Source organism: Haloplanus aerogenes (assembly GCF_003856835.1).
Classification (GTDB): domain Archaea; phylum Halobacteriota; class Halobacteria; order Halobacteriales; family Haloferacaceae; genus Haloplanus; species Haloplanus aerogenes.
This window is the reverse complement of sequence record NZ_CP034145.1, coordinates 137,654-158,965: the sequence shown is the minus strand read 5'-3', so window position 1 is coordinate 158,965 and position 21,312 is coordinate 137,654. Positions and strand designations below refer to the sequence as shown.

Here is a 21,312-nt window from a genome sequence, read left to right as displayed (position 1 = left end):
GGCGGACAGGATACTACTGGAATCCGATTGTGGTAATCTTTTTCATTCCACCTCGCCGCCAAATCGCATCCGGAAGGAGGGGCGGCGAGACGCCGATAATCGGGGGACTGCGTTAGAACAGCCCGCTGATATTACCCTCCGCGTCCACGTCCATTCCCTCCGCCGCGGGTTCGGCGGGGAGGCCGGGCATCGTGAGCACGTCGCCGGTCAGGACGACGACGAAGCCAGCGCCAGCGTCCGGGTAGCACTCCCGCACTGTGAGCGTCCAGTCGTCTTTCGGCGCACCCTTCCGCGTCGGATCGTCGGTCGTCGAGTGTTGCGTCTTCGAGAGGCAGACCGGCATGTCGCCGTAGCCCTGTTCTTCGAGTCGCTCCAGATCGTCCTGTGCGCTCTCGGTGAAGTGAGCGCCCTCGGCGCCGTACACCTCGGTCGCGACCGTCCGGATCTTCTCTTCGAGGCTCGCGTCCAGATCGTACAGCGGTTCGAATGCGCCCTCGTCGCTGTCGGCCAGATCCTTCGCCGTCTCGGCGAGTTCCGCGGCGCCTTCGCCGCCCTTGTCGAACGCCTCGCTGACGACGACCGGGTAGCCCTGTTCCTCGCAGTGGTCGATGATGGCCTGAATCTCCTCGTCCGTGTCCGTCGGGAAGCGGTTGATGGCGACGACGAAGGGGACGCCGAACTTCTCGATGATGCCGGCGTGGTGGTCGAGGTTCACCATGCCGTCGCTCACCGCCTCGGGGTTCGGTTCGTCGAGTTCGTCGTAGTCGACCGGCCACATCTCCAGTCCGTGGTATTTCATCGACCGGACGGCAGTCGTGAGCACGACGGCGTCGGGCGAGACGCCCCGCCGCGAGACGATGTCGCCGAACTTCTCGAAGCCGAGGTCGGCGGCGAAGCCCGCTTCGGTCACGAGGTAGTCACCCAGCGCGAGGCCGAGTTTGTCCGCCACCAGGGAGTTGGTGCCGTGGGCGATGTTGGCGAAGGGACCGCCGTGGACGAAGGCGGGGGAGCCCTCGATGGTCTGGACGAGGTTGGGCCGCAGGGCGTCTTTCAGGAGCATCGCCATCGCACCCTCGATGCCCAGATCGGCGACGGTGACGGGGTCGCCCGTCGAGTCGTACGCGACGATCATCCGCGCGAGGCGCTCTTTCAGGTCGGCGAGCGAGTCCGCGAGACAGAGCACCGCCATCACCTCGGAGGCGGCCGTGATCTGGAAGCCGTCCTCGCGGGGCGGGCCGTTGGTCTCGCCGCCGAGGCCGACGACCACCTCGCGGAGCGCGCGGTCGTTCATGTCGAGCGCGCGCTGCCAGCTCACCTGATCCACGTCCACGTCGAGGTCGTTTCCGTAGTGGACCTTGGTGTCGAGCGTCGCGGAGACGAGGTTGTGCGCCGTCGTCAGCGCGTGGAGGTCACCCGTGAAGTGGAGGTTGATGTCCTCCATCGGGAGGACCTGCGAGTGACCGCCGCCCGCGGCGCCACCCTTGATGCCGAACACCGGCCCAAGCGAGGGTTCACGGACCGCGACGATGCCTTTCTCGCCGAGGTGGTTCAGGCCCTGCCCGAGGCCGACCGTCGTCACCGTCTTGCCCGCGCCCTTCGGCGTCGCGGTCGTCCCCGTGACGAGGATGAGTTTCCCCTCGTCGGCGTCGGAGAGCGTCCGCTGAATCGCGTCCTGTTCGATCTTCGCGATGCCCTTGCCTTGGGGGTCGAGATCCTCGACGGAGAGACCGATGTCGGCCGCCACGTCGTCGATGGGACGTGTCTCGGCCGCTCGTGCGATCTCCATGTCCGTCGGTACTTCCTCGCCGTCGGATTCGTCCGAAGTCATCCGGTAGAGATACAAGACCGCCTCATATGTAAGCCGCGACCCGGGCGATTTTCACATCATTTTTTGACAACAGGTGCCGTTCTCTCCCCCCGTTGCCTCGTCCGTCGCGACGGTGTCCCGTAGTTGCGGTCTCCCGCGGCGTGCTCACTTCTCCACGTCGAGCAACGCGACGCGCTCCGCCACCAGATCGGCCAGATCACCGTCGACGGCCGCGAGTTCCGCCTCGGTGATATCGAAGAACGACCGCACCCGTTCGGCGTCGGTCGTCTCCAGTGTCTCCCCGGGGTCGAGTAACTCGGTGACGGCTTCCGCGGCCGCCTGTTCCGCGGAGCCGTCGCCGTCGGCGTCGCTCACGAGTACCACCACCGGCGTCTTCCCCTCGCTCACCCCCATCGCCAGCGCGTCGTCGATCTGCCGGCGCCCGGCCGCGTAGAGCAGGATCTCGACGCCGCGCTCGCGTGCGACGTTCTCGCCGCGGGCGATGGCCCGATCCGCGAGTTCGACCGCGCGTTCGAGGTGGGTCCGCCCGACGACGTAGCGCGCGTCGAACGCCTGGACCGTGACGCCGTGGTCGGCCGCGACGGCGTTCAGGTCGTCGAGGAAGGCGTCCAGATCGTCGATTTCGGCGTCACCCTCGATCAGTCTCACTCGAAATCACCCAGGCTAGCCTGTCCGCCGGCGGTGTCGCGGGATCGGTCGTCGGTCGTCGTGTCGTCCCCGTCGGCGCCGGCGTCGGCGTCCGCCTCGGCGCGCACGTCGTCCATCGAGGGATCGCGTCGCCCGGCGTTCTCCAAGATGCGCTCGGCCGTCCGCTCGCGCCCCCGAAGCGCACCGAGAATGACTGCTTTGTCCGCCTCTCGCAGGTCGGCCCGAGATTCGACACCCGCTTCGTACAGGCGGCGGGCACGCTTGCGGCCCACGTTGCGCACGCCCGCCAGATCCAGCAGTTCCTCGCGGACGCCGTACTGGACGCGCTTTTTCGCCTCCCGGACTGCGACCACGCAGTCGAGTTCGAGGTCGGTCGCCAGTCGCTCCGCGGCACCGAGCAACCACTCCGCAGTGTCGACTTTCCCCCGGATGTCGCCGGGACCGACGCCGTAGCGGTCGGTGAGGCGGTCCTCGTCGACCTCCCGCGTCCAGTCTTCCAGCAACTTCGCCGTCTTCAGCGCCGACAGCCACTCCTCGAAGCGCACGTCCTCGAACTCCGAGGGGACGCGGCCCAGAAATTCCGCCTCGCGCTCGTAACAGAGTTCGGTGTACGTCTCCCGGTCCCCCGACTTCAGGTAGAGTTCGTACATGTCCGGCGTGCGGCAGACGAGGTGGTACAGGCCGAGCGGCGTGGGGTCCTCGGCCTCGCGCAGGCCGTCGACGATTTCGGCGGCGCTCATCGGATCGAGATAGAGCCGGGAGACGGTGTGGCCGAGACCGGTCGCCGTAATCTCGTCGCCCTCGCGGTCCACGAAGTCGTTGGCGACGAGGTAGTCGAGCGTCGAGTCGACGACCGACTCCAGGCGCGTGGTGTCGTTCGCCTGCGTGGCGTAGAGCGTCCGGTCGAGGAAGTCGAGGAGGCCGTCGCGGGTGCGAGCGAACCCGGACGAAATCGTCGCCAGCAGGTGGGTCCGCATCGCCGGCTCCCGGGCGAGTTTCGACTGCACCGGCTCCGGGTCGGCGTGGACGTACCGCTCGAACAACTCGTCCATGGTGTCGTGGTCGTTCGCCAGCAACACCGCCTCGCCGTACGGGTCGAGTCCCGGTCGCCCCGCGCGGCCGAACATCTGGTGGACCTCCAGCACGTCGAGGGGTTTCATGCCGCCGAACTCGCCGTCGTAGCGCCGCCAGTCGCGGACGATCACTCGCCGGCTGGGGGTGTTGACGCCGGCGGCGAGCGTGGGGGTGGCACTGATCACCTTCAGCAACCGGTCGCGGAAGGCGTCCTCGACGAGCGACCGGTGTTCGGCGGCGAGGCCGGCGTGGTGGAAGGCGGCGCCTTTGGCCACCACCGCCGCTAGGTCGTCGCTCGTCTCGGTGTCGGAGACGCCCTCGATGTCGTCGGCGAGGGCGGCCAACTCGGTGCGTTCCTCGTCGGTGAGGTGATCGGCGGTCACGTCCGCCAGCCGTCGCGCCGCCGCCTCCGCGTTCCGCCGGGAGTTGACGAAGACGAGCGACGACCCGTCCTCGTCCAGCGTGTCGTCGACGAGCGCCGCCGTCGGGCGTTCGCCCCGACCGACGGGCACCTCACGCTGGCTGTCGTCGTCGAACGTGATCGCGCCGCCGTAGTGGACGCCGGTCCGCAGGTCGACCGGCCGCCAGTCCGACTTCACCAGCGCGGCGTCCAGCCAGTCGGCCACCTCGTCGGCGTTGTCGACGGTGGCCGAGAGCGCGATCACCTGCAGGTCGGGGTTGATGCGCCGGAGTTTCGCGAGCGTCACCTCCAGCGTCGGGCCGCGGTTCGGGTCGTCGACGAGGTGGACCTCGTCCGCGACGACGCAAGTGAGGTCGTCGATCCACGGGGCGCCGTTGCGCACCAGCGAGTCCACCTTCTCGCTCGTGGCGACGACGATGTCGCGGGAGGCCAACCACTCCTCGCTCGACTCGTAGTTACCCGTGGAGATGCCCACGTCCACGTCGAAGTCGGCCCAGCGTTCGAATTCGGCTTTCTTCTCGCTCGCGAGGGCGCGGAGGGGGACGACGTAGAGGGCTTTGCCGCCGCGTTCGACGCTCGACAGCATGGCGAGTTCCGCGATCAGGGTCTTGCCACTGGCGGTGGGGACGCTGGCGACGAGGCTCTCGCCCTCGGTGATGCCGGCGTCGACCGCCTCGGCCTGTGGCGGGTAGAGCGCCTCGATCCCCGACTCGCGGAGGAACTCGGGGACGCCCGGCGGGAGGCCGGGAATGTCCGCAGGGTTCATCTATTCCGCCTTGGCGCGTCCCTGCGTTTAACTTGTCGGGTCGGACTCGCGACACCGGCGGAAACTTTAGTTCCGGCGTCCCACGTCCCGCTATGTCAACCCTCACGGTCGAGGCCGGCGAACTCACGGCGTCGGAGATTCTCGACGCTCTCGAGTCGGGTCAGCGTGTCGTCGTCCGCGTCGAGATGCTCGGCGGCGTCCACGAGGTGACGCTCCGCCACGACGGCACCATCTACTACTGCGATACGCCCACGACGCTTCACAAACACCAGTCGGTCGACGAGATGCGGACGTGTATCGAGAAGATGGGGTACAGTCGAGACGAATAGGCAAGTGACGAGGCGGTGCCGCAGTTTTAACGTCGGCCGGACTAAACGGAGGGTATGTCCGACACCGACTCCGACGCCCCCGACATCGAGGAACTCGTCGGCGTCGAGGAGCCGAGTTTTCAGCACGTTCTCTCCTGTGTATTCGGGATTCAGGACCACGAGAGCCGCACCTACCTCGTCTTGCTGGACAACCCGGGGAGTACGGTCGCGGAACTCGCGACGGAACTCGACCGTGACCGGAGCAACGTCAACCGGTCGCTGACGACGCTGCTGGAGAAGGGGCTGGCCGACCGGGAGCGCCGTCTGCTCGACCCCGGCGGCTACGTCTACCAGTACACCGCCACCCCGCTCCCCGAGGCCAAGGAGATGATGCACCGGACGCTCGACACGTGGGTCGAGAAGGTCCACGACGCCATCGACGAGTTCGGCGACTAACGAGTTCGAACCCGGCCCGTTTTTCACGTCGCGGCCCCACCCTCCGTCAATGAGTACCAGCCTCGACCTGACCGCGGCCGCCCCCTCGGCACCCGGCGAGGCCGACGACGGCGTCTGGCTCGCGTGTATCGAGTGTGGTGAGACGTTCGCTCCCTTCGAGTCCATCCGCTACACCTGCGACCACTGCGACGGCTTGCTCGAAGTCCGCTACGCCGATCCGCCGACATTCGACGACTTCGAGGGGCGTGGCGTCTGGCGCTACGCCGACGCGCTCCCCTTCGAGATGGGCGTCTCGCTCCCCGAGGGCGCGACGCCGCTCCACCACGTTCCCCGACTGGAGGAGGAGGTGGGGGTCGAACGCCTCCGCGTCAAACACGAGGGGATGAACCCGACCGGGAGTTTCAAGGATCGCGGCATGACCGTCGGCGTCCGCGTCGCGAAGGAACTCGGCGTGGGTCGACTCGCCTGCGCCTCGACGGGCAACACGAGCGCCGCCCTCGCGGCCTACGGCGCCCGCGGCGGGATGCAGACGCTCGTCCTCCTCCCGGCCGGCAAAGTCGCCGCCGGAAAAATCGCTCAGGCCGCTCTCCACGACGCCCGCATCCTCGAAGTCGACGGCAACTTCGACGACTGTCTCGACATCGTGCAGGACCTCGCGGCGCAGGGCGAGGCGTACCTGCTCAACTCGCTCAACCCCTTCCGACTGGAGGGCCAGAAGACCATCGGACTGGAGATTTTAGAGGAGTTCCACGCCGACCACGGCACCTACCCCGACCGCATCGTCCTCCCCGTCGGCAACGCGGGCAACACCGCGGCGCTCTACAAGTGCTTCCGGGAACTCGTCCAGAGCGGCGCGCTCGACCCCGACGACGTGCCGAAACTGACCGGCGTGCAGGCCGAGGGCGCGGCGCCGATGGTCGAAGCGATCGAGGAGGGGAACGACGAGGTGCGCCGCTGGCCCGAGGTGGAGACCATCGCCACCGCCATCCGCATCGGCAACCCGGTGAACGCGCCGAAGGCGCTCCCGGGCATCCGCAACACGGGCGGCACGGCCGTCGCCGTCTCCGACGAGGCCATCACGGACGCACAACGGGCGCTCGCCGCCGAGGGCGTCGGCGTCGAACCCGCCTCCGCGGCCTCTATCGCCGGCCTCCGCAAACTCCGGGAGCGGGGTGTCGTCGACGACGACGAGCAGGTCGTCTGTCTCACGACGGGGCACCTGCTGAAAGATCCCGACGCGGCCTTCGCCGCGGGCAACGACCCCGAACCCGTGCCGAACGACACCGACGCGGTGCTAGCGCACCTCGCGGAGTAGGAATAAACGGGTCGATAGGTGAACGCGGACGCTTATTGTTGGATTCTCCCATCGTTCTCCTATGACTGATACGGTTTACTGTAAGTCAGTACCGGTAGTTCGCCGAGACGGTCCGGCGAACTACCGGAACACAGTTACAATAATCCGTATGACGCGTTCGGCGTCGTCGACCCCGAGACGGTCGATCGAGAACCGTTCCCCGAGTCGGGCATCCGCCACCGCAAACTCACGGCGGCGCTCGGCTGTACCGAGATGCGTGTGAACACGGTGACGCTCGATCCCGGCGAATCGACCGCCCCGCACGCGCACGACCGGCAGGAGGAGGTGTACGTCGCCCTCGACGGCGGGCACGTCCGGATCGACGGGACGAAATACGAGGTGCCGGCGGGTGGGCTCGTTCGTTGCGGCCCGGACGCTGTTCGGAGCGTCCACAACGATACCGCCGACGGGAGTCAGACGTGGCTCATGTTCGGGGCCCCGCCGCTCGGCACCGTCGACGATTTCGGCGAGTACCGGATGCCGGAGGAGTGACGATCGGTCCACCACGGCCGACGGCCGGCAGTAGGAGCCGTTCCGGTGGGCGAAGCGCCGTCGTCCTCGAAATCGTCGCTCGGGGGCGAGCAGTGGGTTCTGCGTCCGGTGTACGTGCCGTCTGACGGTGGTCTGACGGGTCTTTTTGCACGCGTGCCACGTGTTCCCATGCATGAACCTGAGCGGTCTTCCCACCGGCACGGTGAGCAGCGGGCGGCCCGGATCGGACACGGGTCCGGACCGCGACCGGACACCCGACGCCGACCCCGAGACGCGCATCGCCGAACTGAAGCGGGAGAACGAAGCCCTCCGCGCCGCGGTCGAAAAACAGCGACGCGAGAACGAGCGGATCGTCGAGCGGTACGAACGGCTACTCGAACAGGAGCGGGCGGGGAAGGATACGACGACGGACGACGAACCGACGACGACGACGCAGTCGCCGTCATCGGCGCCCGAGGGCGACGCGCTGGGCCGCGTCGCGCGCTTTTTCGGCCTCTAGTCGTCGTTACCGAGCGTGATCTGTTTCACGTCGATGATCCGCTCGTCGGTCCGGATCTGTTCGACGGCGTCGTCCGGCACCGGTTCGTCGAGGTTGTAGACAGTCATCGCCTCGCCGCCGACGGTTTCGCGGCCGTTGAACATCCCCGCGATGTTGACGTCGTTGTCGCCGAGGACCGTGCCGATCAGGCCGAGGACGCCGGGGCGGTCGTAGTTGCGCACGACGAGCATCTGTCCGTGGGGGACGGCGTCGACGCGGTAGCCGTCGAGGCGGACGATCCGGGGATCGTCGCCGGCAAAGAGCGAGCCCGAGGCGCCAATCGAATCCGTGCCGTCGCCGACGGTGACGGTGACGAGGCTCTGGAAGTCCTCGCTCTGGCGCGTCTTCTCCTCGGTCACTTCGATGCCGCGCTCCTCCGCAATTTTCGGTGCGTTGACCGCGTTCACCTGCCACTCCAGTGGCTCGAAGACGCCCTTGAGCGCGCTCGCGGTGACGAACTCCACGTCCTCGTCCGCGATGTCGCCCTCGTAGCGCACGCGCACCTCGGAGACGCGGCCGTCGAACATCTGGGCCGCGATCTTGCCCGCCGTCTCCGCGAGTTCGATGTACGGCTGGACGCGGGGGAACGCGCTCTCGTCGATGGAGGGGGCGTTCAGCGCGTTGGCGACGGGTTCGTCGTTGAACGCCGCGACGATCTGGTCCGCGATGCTCGTGGCGACGTGTTCCTGTGCGGCCTCCGTCGCAGCGCCGAGGTGGGGCGTGACGACGATGTCTTCGACGGCGAGCAGGGGGTTGTCCGCGTCGACGGGTTCGTCCGCGAACACGTCGACTGCCGCGCCCGCGAGCGTGCCGTCCTCCACTGCGGCCGCGAGCGCCGGTTCGTCGACGACGCCACCGCGCGCGCAGTTGACGACGTAGCCGCCCTCCATGAGCGCGAGTTCGTCTTCCGCGATCATCCCCTCCGTCTCGGGCGTCAGGGGGGTGTGGACCGTCAGAAAGTCCGCGTGTTCGAGACAGGCCTCGAAGTCGACGAGTTCGGCGCCGAGCTGTTCGGCCCGCTCCTGCCCGATGTAGGGATCGTAGGCGACGAGTTCCATGCCCAGCGATCCCAGCCGCTTGGCTACCTCCTGCCCGACACGGCCGAGGCCGACGATGCCGAGCGTCTTGCCGTTGAGTTCGGTGCCGAGGTAGTCACCTTTCGCCCACTCGCCGGCGCGCAGGCGGACGTGGGCCTGCGGGATGGAGCGAGCGGTGGCGAAGGCCATGGCGACGGTGTGTTCCGCGGCGGCGCGGACGTTCCCCTCCGGCGCGTTGGCGACGATGACGCCGTGATCCGTCGCGGCGTCGATGTCGATGTTGTCGACGCCGATTCCCGCGCGGCCGACGATGACGAGGTCTGGCGCGGCCTCGAACACTGCTTCGGTCACGTCCGTCCCCGACCGCACCACGAGGGCGTTGGCGTCGGAGACGGCGTCGAGGAGGGACTCCCCCTCCACGTCGTAGGCCGTCTCCACCTCGTAGCCCGCCTCTCGAAGGCGGTCGAGCCCCGCATCTGCGATCGGGTCCGTGACGAGTACCTTCATACTCGAACCGACCCGAGGACGGCTGTTAAGGGTTTCCAAACGCGTCTCACCGGCCGTCCGGTGTCCGGAGCCACACCTCGACGCGCGCGCCGTCGTCGCGGTCCGTCACCGTCACCTGCCCCCCGTACCGCTCGGTCAGCGTCATCACGAGATACCACTGGAACTCGAAGACGCCGTGGTCCGTGTCGATGGACTCGGGATCGACCGACTCGACCCGTGGCGACCCCGCGTCGTCGACGACGACGAGCCGCACGCCGTCGTCCTCCTCGACCGCATCGAGTCGGACCGTCACCGAGTCGCCCTCGGTGCGGTCGACGGCCCGGAAGAGGAGCGCTTCGACCAGGACGTCCAGCGCGTCGTCGGCGACGACCGGACAGGTCTCGGGCAGGTCGACGACGAGCTGCACCTCCTGTTCGTCGACACTCGTCCGCGCCCGCTCGACGGCCGCCGTGAGGTCGACCGGCCAGCACGAGTCGTCGCTCGTCACGAGCGCCCGCATCTGCTGGACGTGGCGGGCGATCCGGCGCCCTGACCGGCTGATCTCGACGGCGTCGTCGTCGCCCGTCCGCTCGGCCAGCCGGTCCGCCCGCCCGACGATCACCTGCGCGGCGTTCAGCACGTAGTGTCTGAGCAGTTCGTTCAGGAAGTCGAGTTGCTCGCGCTCCCGGCGGAGAGTGGCGTCGCGCTCCCGCCAGCGAGCGTTGCTCGTCCCCAGCCAGAGACCGGTGACGGCACCGGCGGACGTGACGACCGGCGACAGCATCGCGAAGGAGAGTCCGGTGCTGGCGAGGCGGGCGAGTGTCACGACCCAGACGGCGACGACGACCATCCCCGCGACGACCGACAGCGTCCACGCCGTGACGATGGCGGTGAACGCCGGGGATTCCCGGCGTGCGTACGCCCACCCCGCGTACGTCACGCCCGTGAGCAGAAGCAGGGGCACGAGGCCGCCGAGTACCAGCGTCGTCGGAGTCGTGGCGACCAGCAGTCGCGCCGCCGGCGCCACCGCCAGCGTGATCGCCGTGATCGCCAGCGACCACCGTTTCAGCCATCGAGGGAGCGAGACCATCGTCGTGCGGGGACCGATTGTCACTAGCCCCTGCCGGCACCGTGATAAGCGTTGCCGCCGCTGTCGGGGGATTCAAATTCTCGGCCGGTGACGGACCGATATGCGACTCGTCGCGTTCGACTTCGACGGCACGCTCTCGGACTCCGAGATGACGGTCCTGCTGGGTGAGCAGTGCGGTGTCGCCGACCGGATGGCCGACATCACCGAGCGGGCGATGAACGACGAGATCAGCTACGCCGAGAGCCTGCGCGAGCGGGCGGCGTTGCTGGAGGGGCTCTCGCTCGACGACGCGGAGGACGCGTTCGGGCAGGTGCGTCTCCGCGAGGGGGCCGGCGACCTCCTCGCCCGCCTGAACGACGCGGGCCACCACACTGCGATTCTCACCGGTGGCTTCGAGCGTGGCGTCGAGCGCGCCCTCGACCGCACGGGAGCGAGCGTCGACACCATCGTCGCCAACCGCCTCCCCGCGAGCGGCGGCCGCCTCACCGGCGAGGTCGAGGGGCCGCTGATCGAGGGGACGAAAGACGAGGCGCTGGAGTCGCTGGCGGACGACGTCGGGATACCCATGTCCCGTACCGTCGCCGTCGGTGACGGCGCGAACGACCTCCCGATGCTGGAGGTGGCGGGGCTCTCGGTCGGCTTCCTCCCCAAGCCCGCGGTGCGCCCGTCCTGTGACGTGGTGGTGGCGTCGATGGATCGCCTCGGGCGCATCTTCGAGGAACGGGGCCTGCTGTAGCTACTCCTCCCCGCTGTCTCCGAGGTCGATCCCGTTCCGTTCCGCGACCGTCGACAGCACCGCTTCGGCCCGGTCGTCACCCACGTCCTCGACCAGACAGTCGACGAAGGCCGCCAGCAGTTCGGGCTTGATCCGCAGGTCGACGTACTCGACCTGTCCCTCGACGACGACCACGTCGATATCCCACTCTCCTTCGTCGGGGTCGGTCATCCGCACGTCGATCCACTCTTCGTGGGTCTCCTCGGGATCGGTGAACGACTCCTCTACCATACCCGACATATCTTCGAGCGTGGAAATAAAACTGCGCTCGCCAGCGGCCGAATCTTTTTCGCCCGGTCGCCGCTCGATAGCCTATGACCGTCGTCGTCGTTTCCACTGGCGGCACCATCGCGTCGACCGAGGACCGCGGCGGGGACGCCGCCCCGTCGCTCGACGGGGCCGACCTCGTCGCCGCCGTTCCCGGTCTGGGCGACGTGTCCGTCCGCACCGAGGAGTTCTCGAAGGTTCCGAGTCCCCACTTCACCGTCGAGCGGATGTACGACCTCGCCGCCCTCGTCCGCGACCTCGACGCCGACAGCGGGGTCGAGGGCGTCGTCGTCACGCAGGGGACGGACGTACTGGAGGAGACGGCGTACTTCCTCGACCTCTGTTACGACGGCGAAACGCCCGTGGTCGTCACGGGGGCGATGCGCAACCCCTCGCTGGCCAGTCCCGACGGCCCGGCGAATCTGCTGGCGGCGGTCCGGACGGCGGGCGACGCCGACGCCCGTGGCCGGGGTGTCCTCGTCGCCTTCGCCGGGCGTGTCCTCCCCGCTCGCGAGGCGACGAAGGTCCACTCGCAGATGGTCGATACGTTCCGGTGCCCGGAGTTCGGCCCGCTCGGCGTCGTCGAGGAGGGGTCGGTCACGTGGCGCCGCCGGGCTCAGAACCCCGATCCGACGTTCGATCCCGACCCTGACCGCCTCACGAACGACGTGGCCGCGGTGTACGTCACGGCCGACGCGCCCGCCTCCCATCTGTCGGCGCACGCCGACGCGACGGCGGTCTGTCTCGCCGCGACCGGCGCGGGGCATCTGACCGGCGAACTCGTGGACGCCCTCGAAACCCTCCGGGCGGCGGACGTGCCGGTGATCGTCACGACCCGGTGTCCCGAGGGGCGACTGGCGCGGTCGACGTACGGCTTCCGCGGGAGCGAACGGACGCTCCGGCGCCTCGGCTGTCGGTACGCGGATCTGAACCTCCAGAAGACCCGTATCCGGGCTATCGTCGCCCACGCCGCCGACCGACTCGACGACGCGTTCGAGGCGCCGTGACTAGGTCGCCGCGTCGATCGCCTGATCCAGATCGGCGATGATGTCGTCCACGTCCTCCAGGCCCACGGAGAGGCGGACCATGTCGGGCGTGACGCCCGCGGCGCGCTGTTCTTCCTCGGTCAACTGCTGGTGGGTGGTGGAGGAGGGGTGGATGACGAGCGTCTTCGCGTCGCCGACGTTGGCGAGCAGCGAGGCGAGTTCGACGTTGTTCACCGTCCCCTTCGCCGCCTCGTAGCCGGCGTCGAGGCCGAAGGTGATCATGCCGCCGTAGCCGCCCTCGAGATACTCGCTGGCCGTCTCGTGGGTCTCGTGGCTCTCCAGTCCGGGGTAGTTCACCCAGCTCACGTCGGGGTGGTCCTCCAGATGCTCCGCGACGGCCATCGCGTTCTGACAGTGGCGCTCCATCCGCATCGGGAACGACTCCAGCTTCTGGAGCGTGACCCACGCGTCGAACGGCGACTGCGTGTTGCCCAGGTCGCGCAGGCCGCGGGCGATGGCGGCGTAGGTGAAGCCCGCGGGGGCGAACGTCTCGTGGAAGTTGACGCCGTGGTAGGCGGGGTTGTCTTGCCCGATTTCGGGGTAGTCGTCGGCGTACTCGCCCCAGTCGAAGGTGCCGCCGTCGACGAGGACGCCGCCGACCGTCGATCCCGACCCGTGGAGCCACTTGGTCGTCGAGTCCCACACCAGGTCCGCGCCGTGTTCGAGGGGGCGACAGAGGTAGGGTGTGGCGAAGGTGTTGTCGACGAACAGGGGGACGCCGTGGTTGTGGGCGATGTCCGCGATGCGCTCGATGTCGGGCGTCACGAGCGCCGGGTTGCCGATGGTTTCGAGGTGGACGTAGGCGGTGTCGTCGTCGATGGCCTCGGCGTAGGCGTCGTAGTCGAGCGTGTCGACGAACTTCGTCGTGATCCCGCGCCGCTCGACGGAGTGGGTGAAGTAGGTGTAGGTGCCGCCGTACAGCGCCGAGGCGGTGACGATGTTGTCGCCCGCTTCCGCGAGGAGGAACGTGGCGAGGTCGAGCGCGGCCATCCCCGACGCGGTGGCGGCGGCGCCGACGCCGCCTTCGAGCGAGGCGAGTCGCTCCTGCAACGTGCCGACGGTGGGGTTCATCAGCCGCGAGTAGATGTGCCCCTCCTTCTCGAGGGCGAACTGTCCGGCGGCGTCGTCCGCGTCGTCGAAGACGTAGGATGTGGTCTGATAGATCGGTGGCGCGCGCGCACCCGTCGAGGGGTCAGGCGACTGGCCGGCGTGTAGGCTTCGCGTGTGGAATCCGGGTTGATCGTCGTCTGGCATAGTCTGATGTCCGGGTACGTGGTGGTAAAACCCGGGACAGAAGCAGGGACTGCCGGTGTCTGCAACGCCGTCTGCGGGAGTCGAGGTGTCGCGGGAGCGTCGCCGCTCGGCTCAGTCGGTGCCGAGGTAGAGTTCGGCGACTTCGTCGCTGTCGAGCAACTCCTCGCCGGTTCCTTGGAACCGGTTCTCGCCCATATCGAGGACGATGCCGCGGTCCGACCGCTTGAGCGCCGCCCGGGCGTTCTGCTCGACCATCAGGATCGGCGTTCCGGCGTCGTTGATGTCGACGATCTTCTCGAACATCTCCTCGACGAGCTGGGGAGCCAGCCCCGCCGACGGCTCGTCGAGGACGAGTAGGTCGGGATCGAGGATCATCGCGGTCCCCATCGCAACCATCTGCTGTTGTCCGCCACTGAGCGACCCCGCACGCTGGTCGGCACGTTCCTCGAGGACGGGGAACTGCTCGTACACTTCTTCGAGTCGCTCGTCGAAGTCGAACCAGTCCTCACCCTCGGCGGGCCACGCCCCCATCTTCAGATTCTCCATGACCGAGAGGTTCGGGAAGATGTTGTCGTTCTGGCGGACGTAACAGACGCCGTGTTTGACGATATCCTCCGGTGGCTTGCCGGCCAGGTCGGTGCCTTCGAAGACGACCGACCCCTCCCGGGGCTCGACCACGCCGACGATAGTCTTCAGGAGGGTCGACTTCCCCGCACCGTTCGGCCCGATGATCGTGACCATCTCCCCGTCGGACATCTCCATGTCGACGCCGTGGACGATGATCGCGTCACCGTAGCCGCTGACGACGTTCTCCAGTTCAAGTAGCATCAGACTTCGCCTCCCAGGTACGCTTCGAGCATCCGCTCGTCGGATTGTACTTCCTCCGGGGTTCCTTTCGAGAGCACCCTGCCGTCGTGCATGCCGATGACGGTGTCGGAGATTCGCATGATCGCCTCGATGTCGTGTTCCACGACGAGAAACGTCATGTCTCGCTCGTCGCGCAGGTCCATGATGCGCTGGAGGAGGCGATCGGTCAGGTCGGGGTTGACGCCAGCCATCGGCTCGTCGAGCAGTAGGAGGTCCGGGTCCGCCATCAGCGCCCGCCCGAGCTCCAGTAGCTTCCGCTGGCCGCCGGAGAGGTTCCCGGCGTACTCCTCGCGCAGGTCCCAGAGTTCGAGGAACTTCAGTAGTTCCTCCGCACGGTCGCGCGCGTCACTCTCGTAGTCGCGGACGCTCCCGGTGTTGGCGGCCGCAGCGAGCACTTTCTCGCCGGGATGGTTCTGTGCCGCGAGCAGCATGTTGTCCATCACTCGCATCCCCGTGAGTTCCTGTGCGATCTGGAAGGTCCGCACGAGGCCACGCTGAGTCCGCTCGTTGGGTGCGAGCTCCGTCACATCCTCGCCGTCGAACACCACGGTCCCCTCGTCGGGTCGGTGGAAGCCGGCGAGCAGTTTGAACATGGTGGACTTGCCGGCGCCGTTCGGGCCGATGACGCCGACGATCTCCTTGCGGTTGACCTCGAAGGAAACCTCGTCGACCGCGACGATACCACCGAACGTCTTCCGGAGACCGTTGGCTTCGAGCAGCGTCATCGCGTCGCCTCCCCGAATAGGCCGTCCGGACGTGTGAGCAGCCCGACGATCAGTGCCACGAGTCCGACGCCGAACTTGTACTCGGATGGAATCACGGCCACGCTCACTTCCTGTGCGACGCCGATGGTGTACCCGCCCGCGACGGCACCCTTGGGGTCACCGATGCCACCCAGGATGACCGCCGCGAAGATCGGAATCAGGGCGGTAAAGCCCATGTTCGGTCGGAGCTGGGCGTCGAGACCGAGCATGATGCCGCCCAGCCCGGCGATGGCGCCGCCGATCAACCAGACGTACAGCACGAGCTTTTCGGTGTCGACCCCGCGGATGCGGGAGAGCATCCGGTCGTCGGACGCCGCTCGCATCGCGATACCGATTCGAGTCCGCCGGAGCAGGGCGTACACGCCGAGCAACAGGAGGATACTCACGACCATGATGGCCACCTGCTCGACGCTGAATCTGACGCCCAGGAACGACGGGTTGGCCTCCATCGGCAGGTCGTAGAAGTGGCCGCTCGGACCCCAGATGGCACGGATGAGGTTCCGAATGATGAAGGCCAGTCCGATGGAGACGATGAGTAGCGTGATCGGGCTCCGGGTGCGGAAGTGCTGGAACACAATTTTGTCGAGGACGACCGCGCCGACCGACATGGTGAGGATGCCGGCGACGATGGCGACCCCGAGCGGGAGGCCGACCTGTGCGTTGACCGCCCAGGCGACGTACGCGCCGGCGGCCATGTAGTCGCCGTACGCGATGTTGATGAAGTTGAGAATGCCGAAGATGAGCGTCAGTCCGAGCGCCGAAACGGCGATGATGCTTCCGACGACCAGTCCGTTCCAGACAAGTTGTGGGTCAAGTACCATCGATGATCACTCCGAAGTACCGGCTTGCAGTCGTTCGGCGTCGCCGAGCAGTCCCTCTGGTCGGTAGTAGAGGACGAGGATCAACACCGCGCCCACGACCATCAGACGGATGTACGCGAGCTGGTCGCCGAAGGGCACATCTCCGGGAATGAACCGCGTAATCTGCCGGAGGAAGACGATAACGCTGGCGCCCACGACTGCGCCGGCGTAGCTCCCAGCGCCGCCGATGATGACCGCCGCCCAGATCAGGAAGGTGATGCTGGGCAGGAACATGATCGACGAGATGGCGTAGACGTAGTGTGCCCACAGACCGCCGGCAAGGCCGGCGATAGCGGCGCCGATGCCGAACGATTTCAGCTTGAATACGGTGATGTTCTTCCCGAGTGCGAGCGGAACGTCGTCGTTCTCGCGGATCGCGTGGAGCACCCGCCCGAACGGGCTGTGCGAGAGCCGCGTGAACAGCAGGTAGCAGACGCCGACGATGGTCCACACGAGGACGAAATAGAAGATGTCGTAGCTGACGGGAACCACCCCGCTGAGCGGGCGGGGGATGTTCTTCAGCGTCTGGGCCCCTGTCGTTAGCCACGCCTCGTTGTGGATCATCAGCCGGATGAGTTCCGCGGAACTCAGCGTCACCATCGCTAGGTAGTCGCCTTCGAGGCGGACGCTGGTGACGGCGATCAACACCCCGACGAGACCGGCGAGGGCGGTCCCCGCGAGTAGTCCGACGACGATCGGGAAGTCGAACCCGACGACGCGCGTCGCAAGATCGCCCGTCGCCGGCGGTGTCGTGAGGATCGCCGACGTGTACGCACCGACCGCGAAGAAGGCCGCGTGCGCGAAGTTCAACAGGCCGGTATCGCCCCAGTGCATGTTCATTCCAATCGCTAACAACGAGTAGACGCCGGCGATGACGCCGACGACCAGCAGGAGGTCTACAAGTGCCATAGTTCGGTGTGGTGCATATGTTGAATATTGGAGTTGATGTGTCGTCTGCGACGCTCGCAGACGGTCGTCAGGCGGTCAGCTCTTCGGCCGAGAACGTCGTCAGCTCGGTCCACTCGCCCCCGGAGACTTCGAGGACGGAGAACGGTCCGACGGGGTCGCCGTCGTCGTCGAAGTTCTGTGGGTTCGAGGCGCCCTGGTAGTTGATCTCGTTGCCGGCTTCGAGTTCCTCTTTGCCCTCCGAGAACGTCGACACCTCGGTCCCCTCGGGACGGGCCACCGGGTTGATGTTATCCGTGATGGCCTGACGGGTGGCCTCGCCGGCGCGCTGGGCCGCCAGCGCGATCAGGTTCATCGCGTCGTAGCCGGCGGCCGAGAAGGTGCCGGGTGCCTCACCGTGCATCTCCTGGTGGGCCTGCTGGAACTGGTCGTAGGCCGGGCCGGGTGCGGGTGCCTGCCCGAAGATCGGTGCCTCGGCCATCGCGTCGGCACCCATGCGTTCGATGAAGCTCTGGGTGATGACGTCGTTCCCGATGAAGATGGGGATGTCGAGGCCGGCCTCCAGGTAGTTCCGCATGAACAGTGCGGATACCTCGGTCCCGGCGGTCATGGAGATGACGTCGGCGCCGGAGTCGGCGATCTCCTGAATCTCGCTACGGTACGAGTCGGCGTTGACACCGAGGGCCACGTCCGCGACCTGCTCGCCGCCCTGGCTGGTGAAGTAGTCGGCCACCGACGCCGAGAAGCTCTGAGAGCCCTTGTCGTCCTTGTACGTAACCGCCATCTTGGTGTAGTCGTTGTCGAGGGCGTACTGTCCCTGAGCGCGCCCGGCAATGGAGTCGCTCGGCACCGTCCGCCACAGGTATTCGTCGGGGCCGCCGACGTCGTCCATCTGGGTCGTCCCCGCGGAGACGGAGAGCGTCGGGAGGCTCGCGTCCTTGATCGGCTGGAACAGGTTCGGCATCACGGTGCTCGACGGGCCGAGCATGGCTACGACGCCGGCCTGGTCCAGTGTGGTGAACCCGGAGACGGCCGCCTGCGGGGTCGTCTCCGTGTCCTGTTCGTTGATTTCGACCTCGCTACCGACGACGCCGGCGTCGTTGATGTCGGCGAGGGCGACGTCGCGGCCACGGGCGGCGTTCCCGCCGACCCAGCCGAGGCCCTGACTGAACGGCGCGAGCGTGCCGACGAGAATCGAGTCGCCACCGTCACCGCCGCCACCGCCACCGTCGCCACCGTCACCGCCGCCACCGCCGGAACAACCGGCGAGGCCAACGATACCTGCGGTACCTGCTGCTTTGACGAACCGCCGTCGCCGTACGCTACGGTCAGACATACCAGTTCAAAATGGGGCAATTCACCCACATTAACTATTGTGGTATTGGACTGTGAAAACAGGGGACATATGAAGATAATCTTACATTTATCTTATCATTAATGAATAATGAAAACTGATTCAATCGGAGACTATCAAGCGCCGTTGTTCGGTGGCGATCCGTTCTTCGACCCGCTGTGGCGGCCGAACAGGGCGCTACCCACCAAACAGCGAGTTGTGGACGGGCGCGAAGTCCGCCTCCTCCGTCCCGTCGTCGTCCTCGACGGTGTCGTGGATCGCTCGCCCCGCCAGCCCGTCGGCGAGGAAATCCCGAAGCGGTGGCCCGACCTTCTCGGGTTCGACGAGGAAGGCGTCGTGACCGTGGTCGGACTCGACGACGTGGTGGGCGACCGGCACGTCCGACGCCCGACAGGCTTCGGCCAGCGACTCCGACTGCGCGACCGTGAAATGCCAGTCGCCGGTGAAGGACATGACCAGCGTCTCGCCCTCGAAGGCGGCGAGGGCGTCGGCGTCGCTCTCGTACCCCTCGCTGAGGTCGTAGTCGTCCATCGCGCGGGTGAGATAGAGGTAGGAGTTGGGGTCGAACCGGTCGACGAACTTCTCGGCCTGATAGTCGAGGTAGGACTCCACCTCGCGGTACGGGAAGTAGCCGGCGGCGCGGTCGGCGGGGAACGAGCGAACGGCGTCGCGGCCGGCCGCCCGGCGGCCGAACCGCTCCTCCATCGACGTTTTGGAGAGGTACATCACGTGCCCGATCTGACGGGCGAGGGCGAGGCCGTCCGTGGGATTCGTGCCGCCGTAGTAGTCGCCACCCTGCCAGTCGTCGTCGCTGGTGATGGCGCGGCGGGCGACGGCGTCGAGGGCGAGACACTGCGCGTCGAGGCGGGCCGCCGCGGCGACGGGGACGATCCGCGCCACGTCGTCCGGATACTGGACTGCCCAGTCGAGGACGTTCATCCCCCCGGCGCTCCCGCCGACGACGGCGTGCAGACGGCCGACGCCGAGTTCGTCCAGCAGGCGACGCTGACAGCGCGTCCAGTCACCGATGGTGACCGGCGGGAAGTCGGTCCCCCACGGCTCACCGGTTTCGGGATTCTCAGCCGGCGGGCCGGAGGTGCCGTAACACGATCCGGGGACGTTCGCACAGACGACGTAGTACTTCGTGGTGTCGATGGCCTTCCCCGGCCCCACGATGTCGTTCCACCACGCCCGGGCCTGCCCGGACGTGCCCGCGACGCCCTCGCTGGCGACGTTCTGACTCCCCGTGAGCGCGTGACAGATCAGGACGGCGTTGCTCCCCTCGCCCTCCGGTTCGAAGTCGCCGTACGTCTCGTAGGCCACCTGCAGGTCGTCGATGGACTCCCCGCACTCGAAGGTGAACTCGCCCAAGTGTCGGGTACCGCTCTCGACCGAGGTCATTCCAGTCCCCGTTCGAGGTCCGCGATGATGTCGGCTTCGTCTTCGAGGCCCACGGAGAGGCGGATCATGTCGGGCGTGACGCCCGCGGCACGCTGTTCTTCCTCGGTCAACTGCGAGTGGGTGGTGGAGGCGGGGTGGATGACGAGCGTCTTCGCGTCGCCGATGTTGGCGAGGAAGCTCGCCAGTTCGACGGTCTCACACAGGTTCTTGGCGGCCTCGTAGCCCTCTGTGAGACCGAAGGTGACCATCCCGCCGTAGCCGTCGAGATACTCCGTGGCCTCGTCGTGGGTCTCGTGCGAGTCGAGGCCGGGGTAGTTCACCCACCCGACCGCCGGATGGTCGTCGAGGAACTCGGCGACGGCCTCGGCGTTCTCGCAGTGGCGGTCCATCCGCAGGGGCAGGGTCTCCAGCCCCTGCAGGGTGATCCACGCGTCGAACGGCGACTGCGCGTTGCCGAGACTGCGGAGCGAGCGGTATCGGACGGTGGCCGCGAGCGCTCGATCACCGAACCGCTCCGTGAAGTCGAAGCCGTACGCCGGGTTCTCGCCGGCGAGTTCGGGGTAGTCGGCGTCGGGGTGATCCCACGGGAACGTCCCGCCGTCGACGAGGACGCCACCCAGTGTCGTCCCCGACCCGTGGATCCACTTGGTCGTCGACTCCCAGACGATATCCGCGCCGTGTTCGACGGGACGGCAGAGGTACGGCGTGGCGAAGGTGTTGTCGACGACGAGGGGGACCGCGTGGTCGTGAGCGATCTCCGCGAGGCGCTCGAAATCCGGCGTCACCAGCGACGGGTTGGCGAGCGTTTCGACGTGGACGAAGGCGGTGTCGTCGTCGATGGCCTCGGCGTAGGCGTCGTAGTCGAGCGTGTCGACGGGGCGGAAGTCGACGCCCCGGCGCGAGGCCATCTTCGAGAAGTAGGTGCTCGTGCCGCCGTACATATCGGCCGAGGCGACGACGTTGTCACCCGCCTCCGCGAGGATGCTCGTTCCCGCGTCGAGCGCGGCCATCCCCGCCGCGGTGACGACGGCGTCCGTCCCCGCCGACAGCGACGCCAGCCGGCGTTCGAGGATGCGGATCGTCGGGTTGGAAAACCGGGTGTAGATGTTGTCCTCGACATCGAGACGGAACCGTTCGGCGGCGTCCTCGGCGTCGTCGAAGACGTAGGACGTGGTCTGATAGATCGGTGGCGCGCGCGCACCCGTCGCCGGATCGGGGTCCTGCCCGGCGTGGAGGCTTCGGGTGTGAAAGCCGTCGGTCATGTGTACGGTGCATATTCCTGAAATAACTTATAACCAGTAGTTACGCTACCGGTCTGGG

21 protein-coding genes are annotated in these 21,312 nt (G+C 67.3%); 7 read left to right on the top strand and 14 right to left on the bottom strand.

All coding sequences use genetic code 11. The features are described 5' to 3' along the window. Positions 1–112: 112 nt before the first annotated feature. The 3 genes from DU502_RS00815 to DU502_RS00805 all read right to left on the bottom strand — a co-directional run bounded on the left by DU502_RS00815 (position 113) and on the right by DU502_RS00805 (position 4,737). The gene (locus DU502_RS00815) at positions 113–1,828 is read right to left on the bottom strand and encodes a formate--tetrahydrofolate ligase (RefSeq protein WP_121921158.1); all 1,716 of its coding nucleotides are present in this window, start codon (positions 1,826–1,828) and stop codon (positions 113–115) included. A 144-nt stretch (positions 1,829–1,972) separates the two neighbouring features. After that, positions 1,973–2,476 (bottom strand): KEOPS complex subunit Cgi121, encoded by a 504-nt coding sequence (cgi121, locus tag DU502_RS00810; protein ID WP_121921159.1) that lies wholly within the window; start codon positions 2,474–2,476, stop codon positions 1,973–1,975. Further along, positions 2,473–4,737: an ATP-dependent DNA helicase gene (locus DU502_RS00805; RefSeq protein ID WP_121921160.1), complete on the bottom strand. Its 2,265-nt coding sequence runs from the start codon at positions 4,735–4,737 to the stop codon at positions 2,473–2,475. The genes cgi121 and DU502_RS00805 overlap by 4 nt, the downstream gene beginning before the upstream one ends. A 92-nt stretch (positions 4,738–4,829) precedes the next feature. On the opposite strand from DU502_RS00805, the gene DU502_RS00800 reads away from it, so the two are divergent. The 5 genes from DU502_RS00800 (at position 4,830) to DU502_RS00780 (ending at position 7,846) form a co-directional block, all read left to right on the top strand. Beyond that, the gene (locus DU502_RS00800; RefSeq protein ID WP_121921161.1) at positions 4,830–5,066 is read left to right on the top strand and encodes a hypothetical protein; all 237 of its coding nucleotides are present in this window, start codon (positions 4,830–4,832) and stop codon (positions 5,064–5,066) included. A gap of 54 nt (positions 5,067–5,120) precedes the next feature. Continuing rightward, positions 5,121–5,501, top strand: coding sequence for a helix-turn-helix domain-containing protein (locus tag DU502_RS00795; RefSeq protein WP_121921162.1), 381 nt, complete (start codon positions 5,121–5,123; stop codon positions 5,499–5,501). A gap of 49 nt (positions 5,502–5,550) precedes the next feature. After that, positions 5,551–6,816, top strand: coding sequence for a threonine synthase (gene thrC / locus DU502_RS00790; protein WP_121921163.1), 1,266 nt, complete (start codon positions 5,551–5,553; stop codon positions 6,814–6,816). A gap of 258 nt (positions 6,817–7,074) precedes the next feature. Continuing rightward, positions 7,075–7,347 carry a cupin domain-containing protein gene (locus tag DU502_RS00785; RefSeq protein WP_199722737.1) on the top strand — a complete coding sequence of 91 codons (273 nt, stop codon included), beginning with the start codon at positions 7,075–7,077 and terminating at the stop codon, positions 7,345–7,347. A gap of 172 nt (positions 7,348–7,519) precedes the next feature. Next, positions 7,520–7,846 (top strand): hypothetical protein, encoded by a 327-nt coding sequence (locus tag DU502_RS00780; protein WP_121921165.1) that lies wholly within the window; start codon positions 7,520–7,522, stop codon positions 7,844–7,846. On the opposite strand, the gene serA is transcribed toward DU502_RS00780, so the two are convergent. Both serA and DU502_RS00770 read right to left on the bottom strand, forming a co-directional pair. Further along, complete coding sequence (serA, locus tag DU502_RS00775; protein WP_121921166.1) at positions 7,843–9,429, bottom strand: phosphoglycerate dehydrogenase; 1,587 nt, start codon at positions 9,427–9,429, stop codon at positions 7,843–7,845. The genes DU502_RS00780 and serA overlap by 4 nt on opposite strands. A 46-nt stretch (positions 9,430–9,475) precedes the next feature. Next, positions 9,476–10,522 (bottom strand): histidine kinase, encoded by a 1,047-nt coding sequence (locus tag DU502_RS00770; protein WP_124896985.1) that lies wholly within the window; start codon positions 10,520–10,522, stop codon positions 9,476–9,478. Between the two features lie 76 nt (positions 10,523–10,598). Between DU502_RS00770 and serB the strand changes: the two genes are divergently transcribed. Then, on the top strand, positions 10,599–11,234 hold the full coding sequence (gene serB / locus DU502_RS00765) for a phosphoserine phosphatase SerB (RefSeq protein ID WP_121921168.1): 636 nt from the start codon (positions 10,599–10,601) through the stop codon (positions 11,232–11,234). Here the strand turns inward: serB and DU502_RS00760 are convergent, their stop codons facing one another. Beyond that, positions 11,235–11,504 (bottom strand): hypothetical protein, encoded by a 270-nt coding sequence (locus tag DU502_RS00760; protein ID WP_121921169.1) that lies wholly within the window; start codon positions 11,502–11,504, stop codon positions 11,235–11,237. Positions 11,505–11,587: 83 nt separating this feature from the next. Between DU502_RS00760 and DU502_RS00755 the strand changes: the two genes are divergently transcribed. Beyond that, positions 11,588–12,547 (top strand): asparaginase, encoded by a 960-nt coding sequence (locus DU502_RS00755; protein ID WP_121921170.1) that lies wholly within the window; start codon positions 11,588–11,590, stop codon positions 12,545–12,547. Here DU502_RS00755 and DU502_RS00750 read toward each other — a convergent pair whose 3' ends face one another. The 8 genes from DU502_RS00750 to DU502_RS00715 form a co-directional block, all read right to left on the bottom strand. After that, positions 12,548–13,840, bottom strand: coding sequence for an O-acetylhomoserine aminocarboxypropyltransferase/cysteine synthase family protein (locus DU502_RS00750; RefSeq protein ID WP_121921171.1), 1,293 nt, complete (start codon positions 13,838–13,840; stop codon positions 12,548–12,550). Positions 13,841–13,951: 111 nt separating this feature from the next. Continuing rightward, on the bottom strand, positions 13,952–14,668 hold the full coding sequence (locus DU502_RS00745; RefSeq protein WP_121921172.1) for an ABC transporter ATP-binding protein: 717 nt from the start codon (positions 14,666–14,668) through the stop codon (positions 13,952–13,954). Further along, positions 14,668–15,432: an ABC transporter ATP-binding protein gene (locus DU502_RS00740; RefSeq protein WP_121921173.1), complete on the bottom strand. Its 765-nt coding sequence runs from the start codon at positions 15,430–15,432 to the stop codon at positions 14,668–14,670. The genes DU502_RS00745 and DU502_RS00740 overlap by 1 nt, the downstream gene beginning before the upstream one ends. Next, positions 15,429–16,292 (bottom strand): branched-chain amino acid ABC transporter permease, encoded by an 864-nt coding sequence (locus tag DU502_RS00735; RefSeq protein WP_121921174.1) that lies wholly within the window; start codon positions 16,290–16,292, stop codon positions 15,429–15,431. The genes DU502_RS00740 and DU502_RS00735 overlap by 4 nt, the downstream gene beginning before the upstream one ends. A gap of 6 nt (positions 16,293–16,298) precedes the next feature. Continuing rightward, complete coding sequence (locus DU502_RS00730) at positions 16,299–17,240, bottom strand: branched-chain amino acid ABC transporter permease (protein WP_121921175.1); 942 nt, start codon at positions 17,238–17,240, stop codon at positions 16,299–16,301. A gap of 67 nt (positions 17,241–17,307) precedes the next feature. Further along, positions 17,308–18,573, bottom strand: coding sequence for an ABC transporter substrate-binding protein (locus DU502_RS00725; RefSeq protein WP_121921176.1), 1,266 nt, complete (start codon positions 18,571–18,573; stop codon positions 17,308–17,310). Between the two features lie 195 nt (positions 18,574–18,768). Continuing rightward, entirely contained in the window at positions 18,769–19,992 is a 1,224-nt protein-coding gene (gene metX, locus DU502_RS00720) for a homoserine O-acetyltransferase MetX (RefSeq protein ID WP_121921177.1), read from the bottom strand. Beyond that, a complete protein-coding gene (locus DU502_RS00715; protein ID WP_121921178.1) occupies positions 19,989–21,254 on the bottom strand; it encodes an O-acetylhomoserine aminocarboxypropyltransferase/cysteine synthase family protein in 1,266 nt (421 codons plus the stop codon). The genes metX and DU502_RS00715 overlap by 4 nt, the downstream gene beginning before the upstream one ends. Positions 21,255–21,312 lie beyond the last annotated feature (58 nt).

What these genes read in the sequence shown, in the direction of transcription:
- DU502_RS00815 (WP_121921158.1), bottom strand. Translation starts at nt 1,828, where the DNA reads ATGACTTCGGACGAATCCGACGGCGAGGAAGTACCGACGGACATGGAG.
- DU502_RS00805 (WP_121921160.1), bottom strand. Translation starts at nt 4,737, where the DNA reads ATGAACCCTGCGGACATTCCCGGCCTCCCGCCGGGCGTCCCCGAGTTC.
- DU502_RS00800 (WP_121921161.1), top strand. Translation starts at nt 4,830, where the DNA reads ATGTCAACCCTCACGGTCGAGGCCGGCGAACTCACGGCGTCGGAGATT.
- DU502_RS00795 (WP_121921162.1), top strand. Translation starts at nt 5,121, where the DNA reads ATGTCCGACACCGACTCCGACGCCCCCGACATCGAGGAACTCGTCGGC.
- thrC (WP_121921163.1), top strand. Translation starts at nt 5,551, where the DNA reads ATGAGTACCAGCCTCGACCTGACCGCGGCCGCCCCCTCGGCACCCGGC.
- DU502_RS00780 (WP_121921165.1), top strand. Translation starts at nt 7,520, where the DNA reads ATGAACCTGAGCGGTCTTCCCACCGGCACGGTGAGCAGCGGGCGGCCC.
- serA (WP_121921166.1), bottom strand. Translation starts at nt 9,429, where the DNA reads ATGAAGGTACTCGTCACGGACCCGATCGCAGATGCGGGGCTCGACCGC.
- serB (WP_121921168.1), top strand. Translation starts at nt 10,599, where the DNA reads ATGCGACTCGTCGCGTTCGACTTCGACGGCACGCTCTCGGACTCCGAG.
- DU502_RS00760 (WP_121921169.1), bottom strand. Translation starts at nt 11,504, where the DNA reads ATGGTAGAGGAGTCGTTCACCGATCCCGAGGAGACCCACGAAGAGTGG.
- DU502_RS00755 (WP_121921170.1), top strand. Translation starts at nt 11,588, where the DNA reads ATGACCGTCGTCGTCGTTTCCACTGGCGGCACCATCGCGTCGACCGAG.
- DU502_RS00750 (WP_121921171.1), bottom strand. Translation starts at nt 13,840, where the DNA reads ATGCCAGACGACGATCAACCCGGATTCCACACGCGAAGCCTACACGCC.
- DU502_RS00745 (WP_121921172.1), bottom strand. Translation starts at nt 14,668, where the DNA reads ATGCTACTTGAACTGGAGAACGTCGTCAGCGGCTACGGTGACGCGATC.
- DU502_RS00740 (WP_121921173.1), bottom strand. Translation starts at nt 15,432, where the DNA reads ATGACGCTGCTCGAAGCCAACGGTCTCCGGAAGACGTTCGGTGGTATC.
- DU502_RS00735 (WP_121921174.1), bottom strand. Translation starts at nt 16,292, where the DNA reads ATGGTACTTGACCCACAACTTGTCTGGAACGGACTGGTCGTCGGAAGC.
- DU502_RS00730 (WP_121921175.1), bottom strand. Translation starts at nt 17,240, where the DNA reads ATGGCACTTGTAGACCTCCTGCTGGTCGTCGGCGTCATCGCCGGCGTC.
- DU502_RS00725 (WP_121921176.1), bottom strand. Translation starts at nt 18,573, where the DNA reads ATGTCTGACCGTAGCGTACGGCGACGGCGGTTCGTCAAAGCAGCAGGT.
- metX (WP_121921177.1), bottom strand. Translation starts at nt 19,992, where the DNA reads ATGACCTCGGTCGAGAGCGGTACCCGACACTTGGGCGAGTTCACCTTC.
- DU502_RS00715 (WP_121921178.1), bottom strand. Translation starts at nt 21,254, where the DNA reads ATGACCGACGGCTTTCACACCCGAAGCCTCCACGCCGGGCAGGACCCC.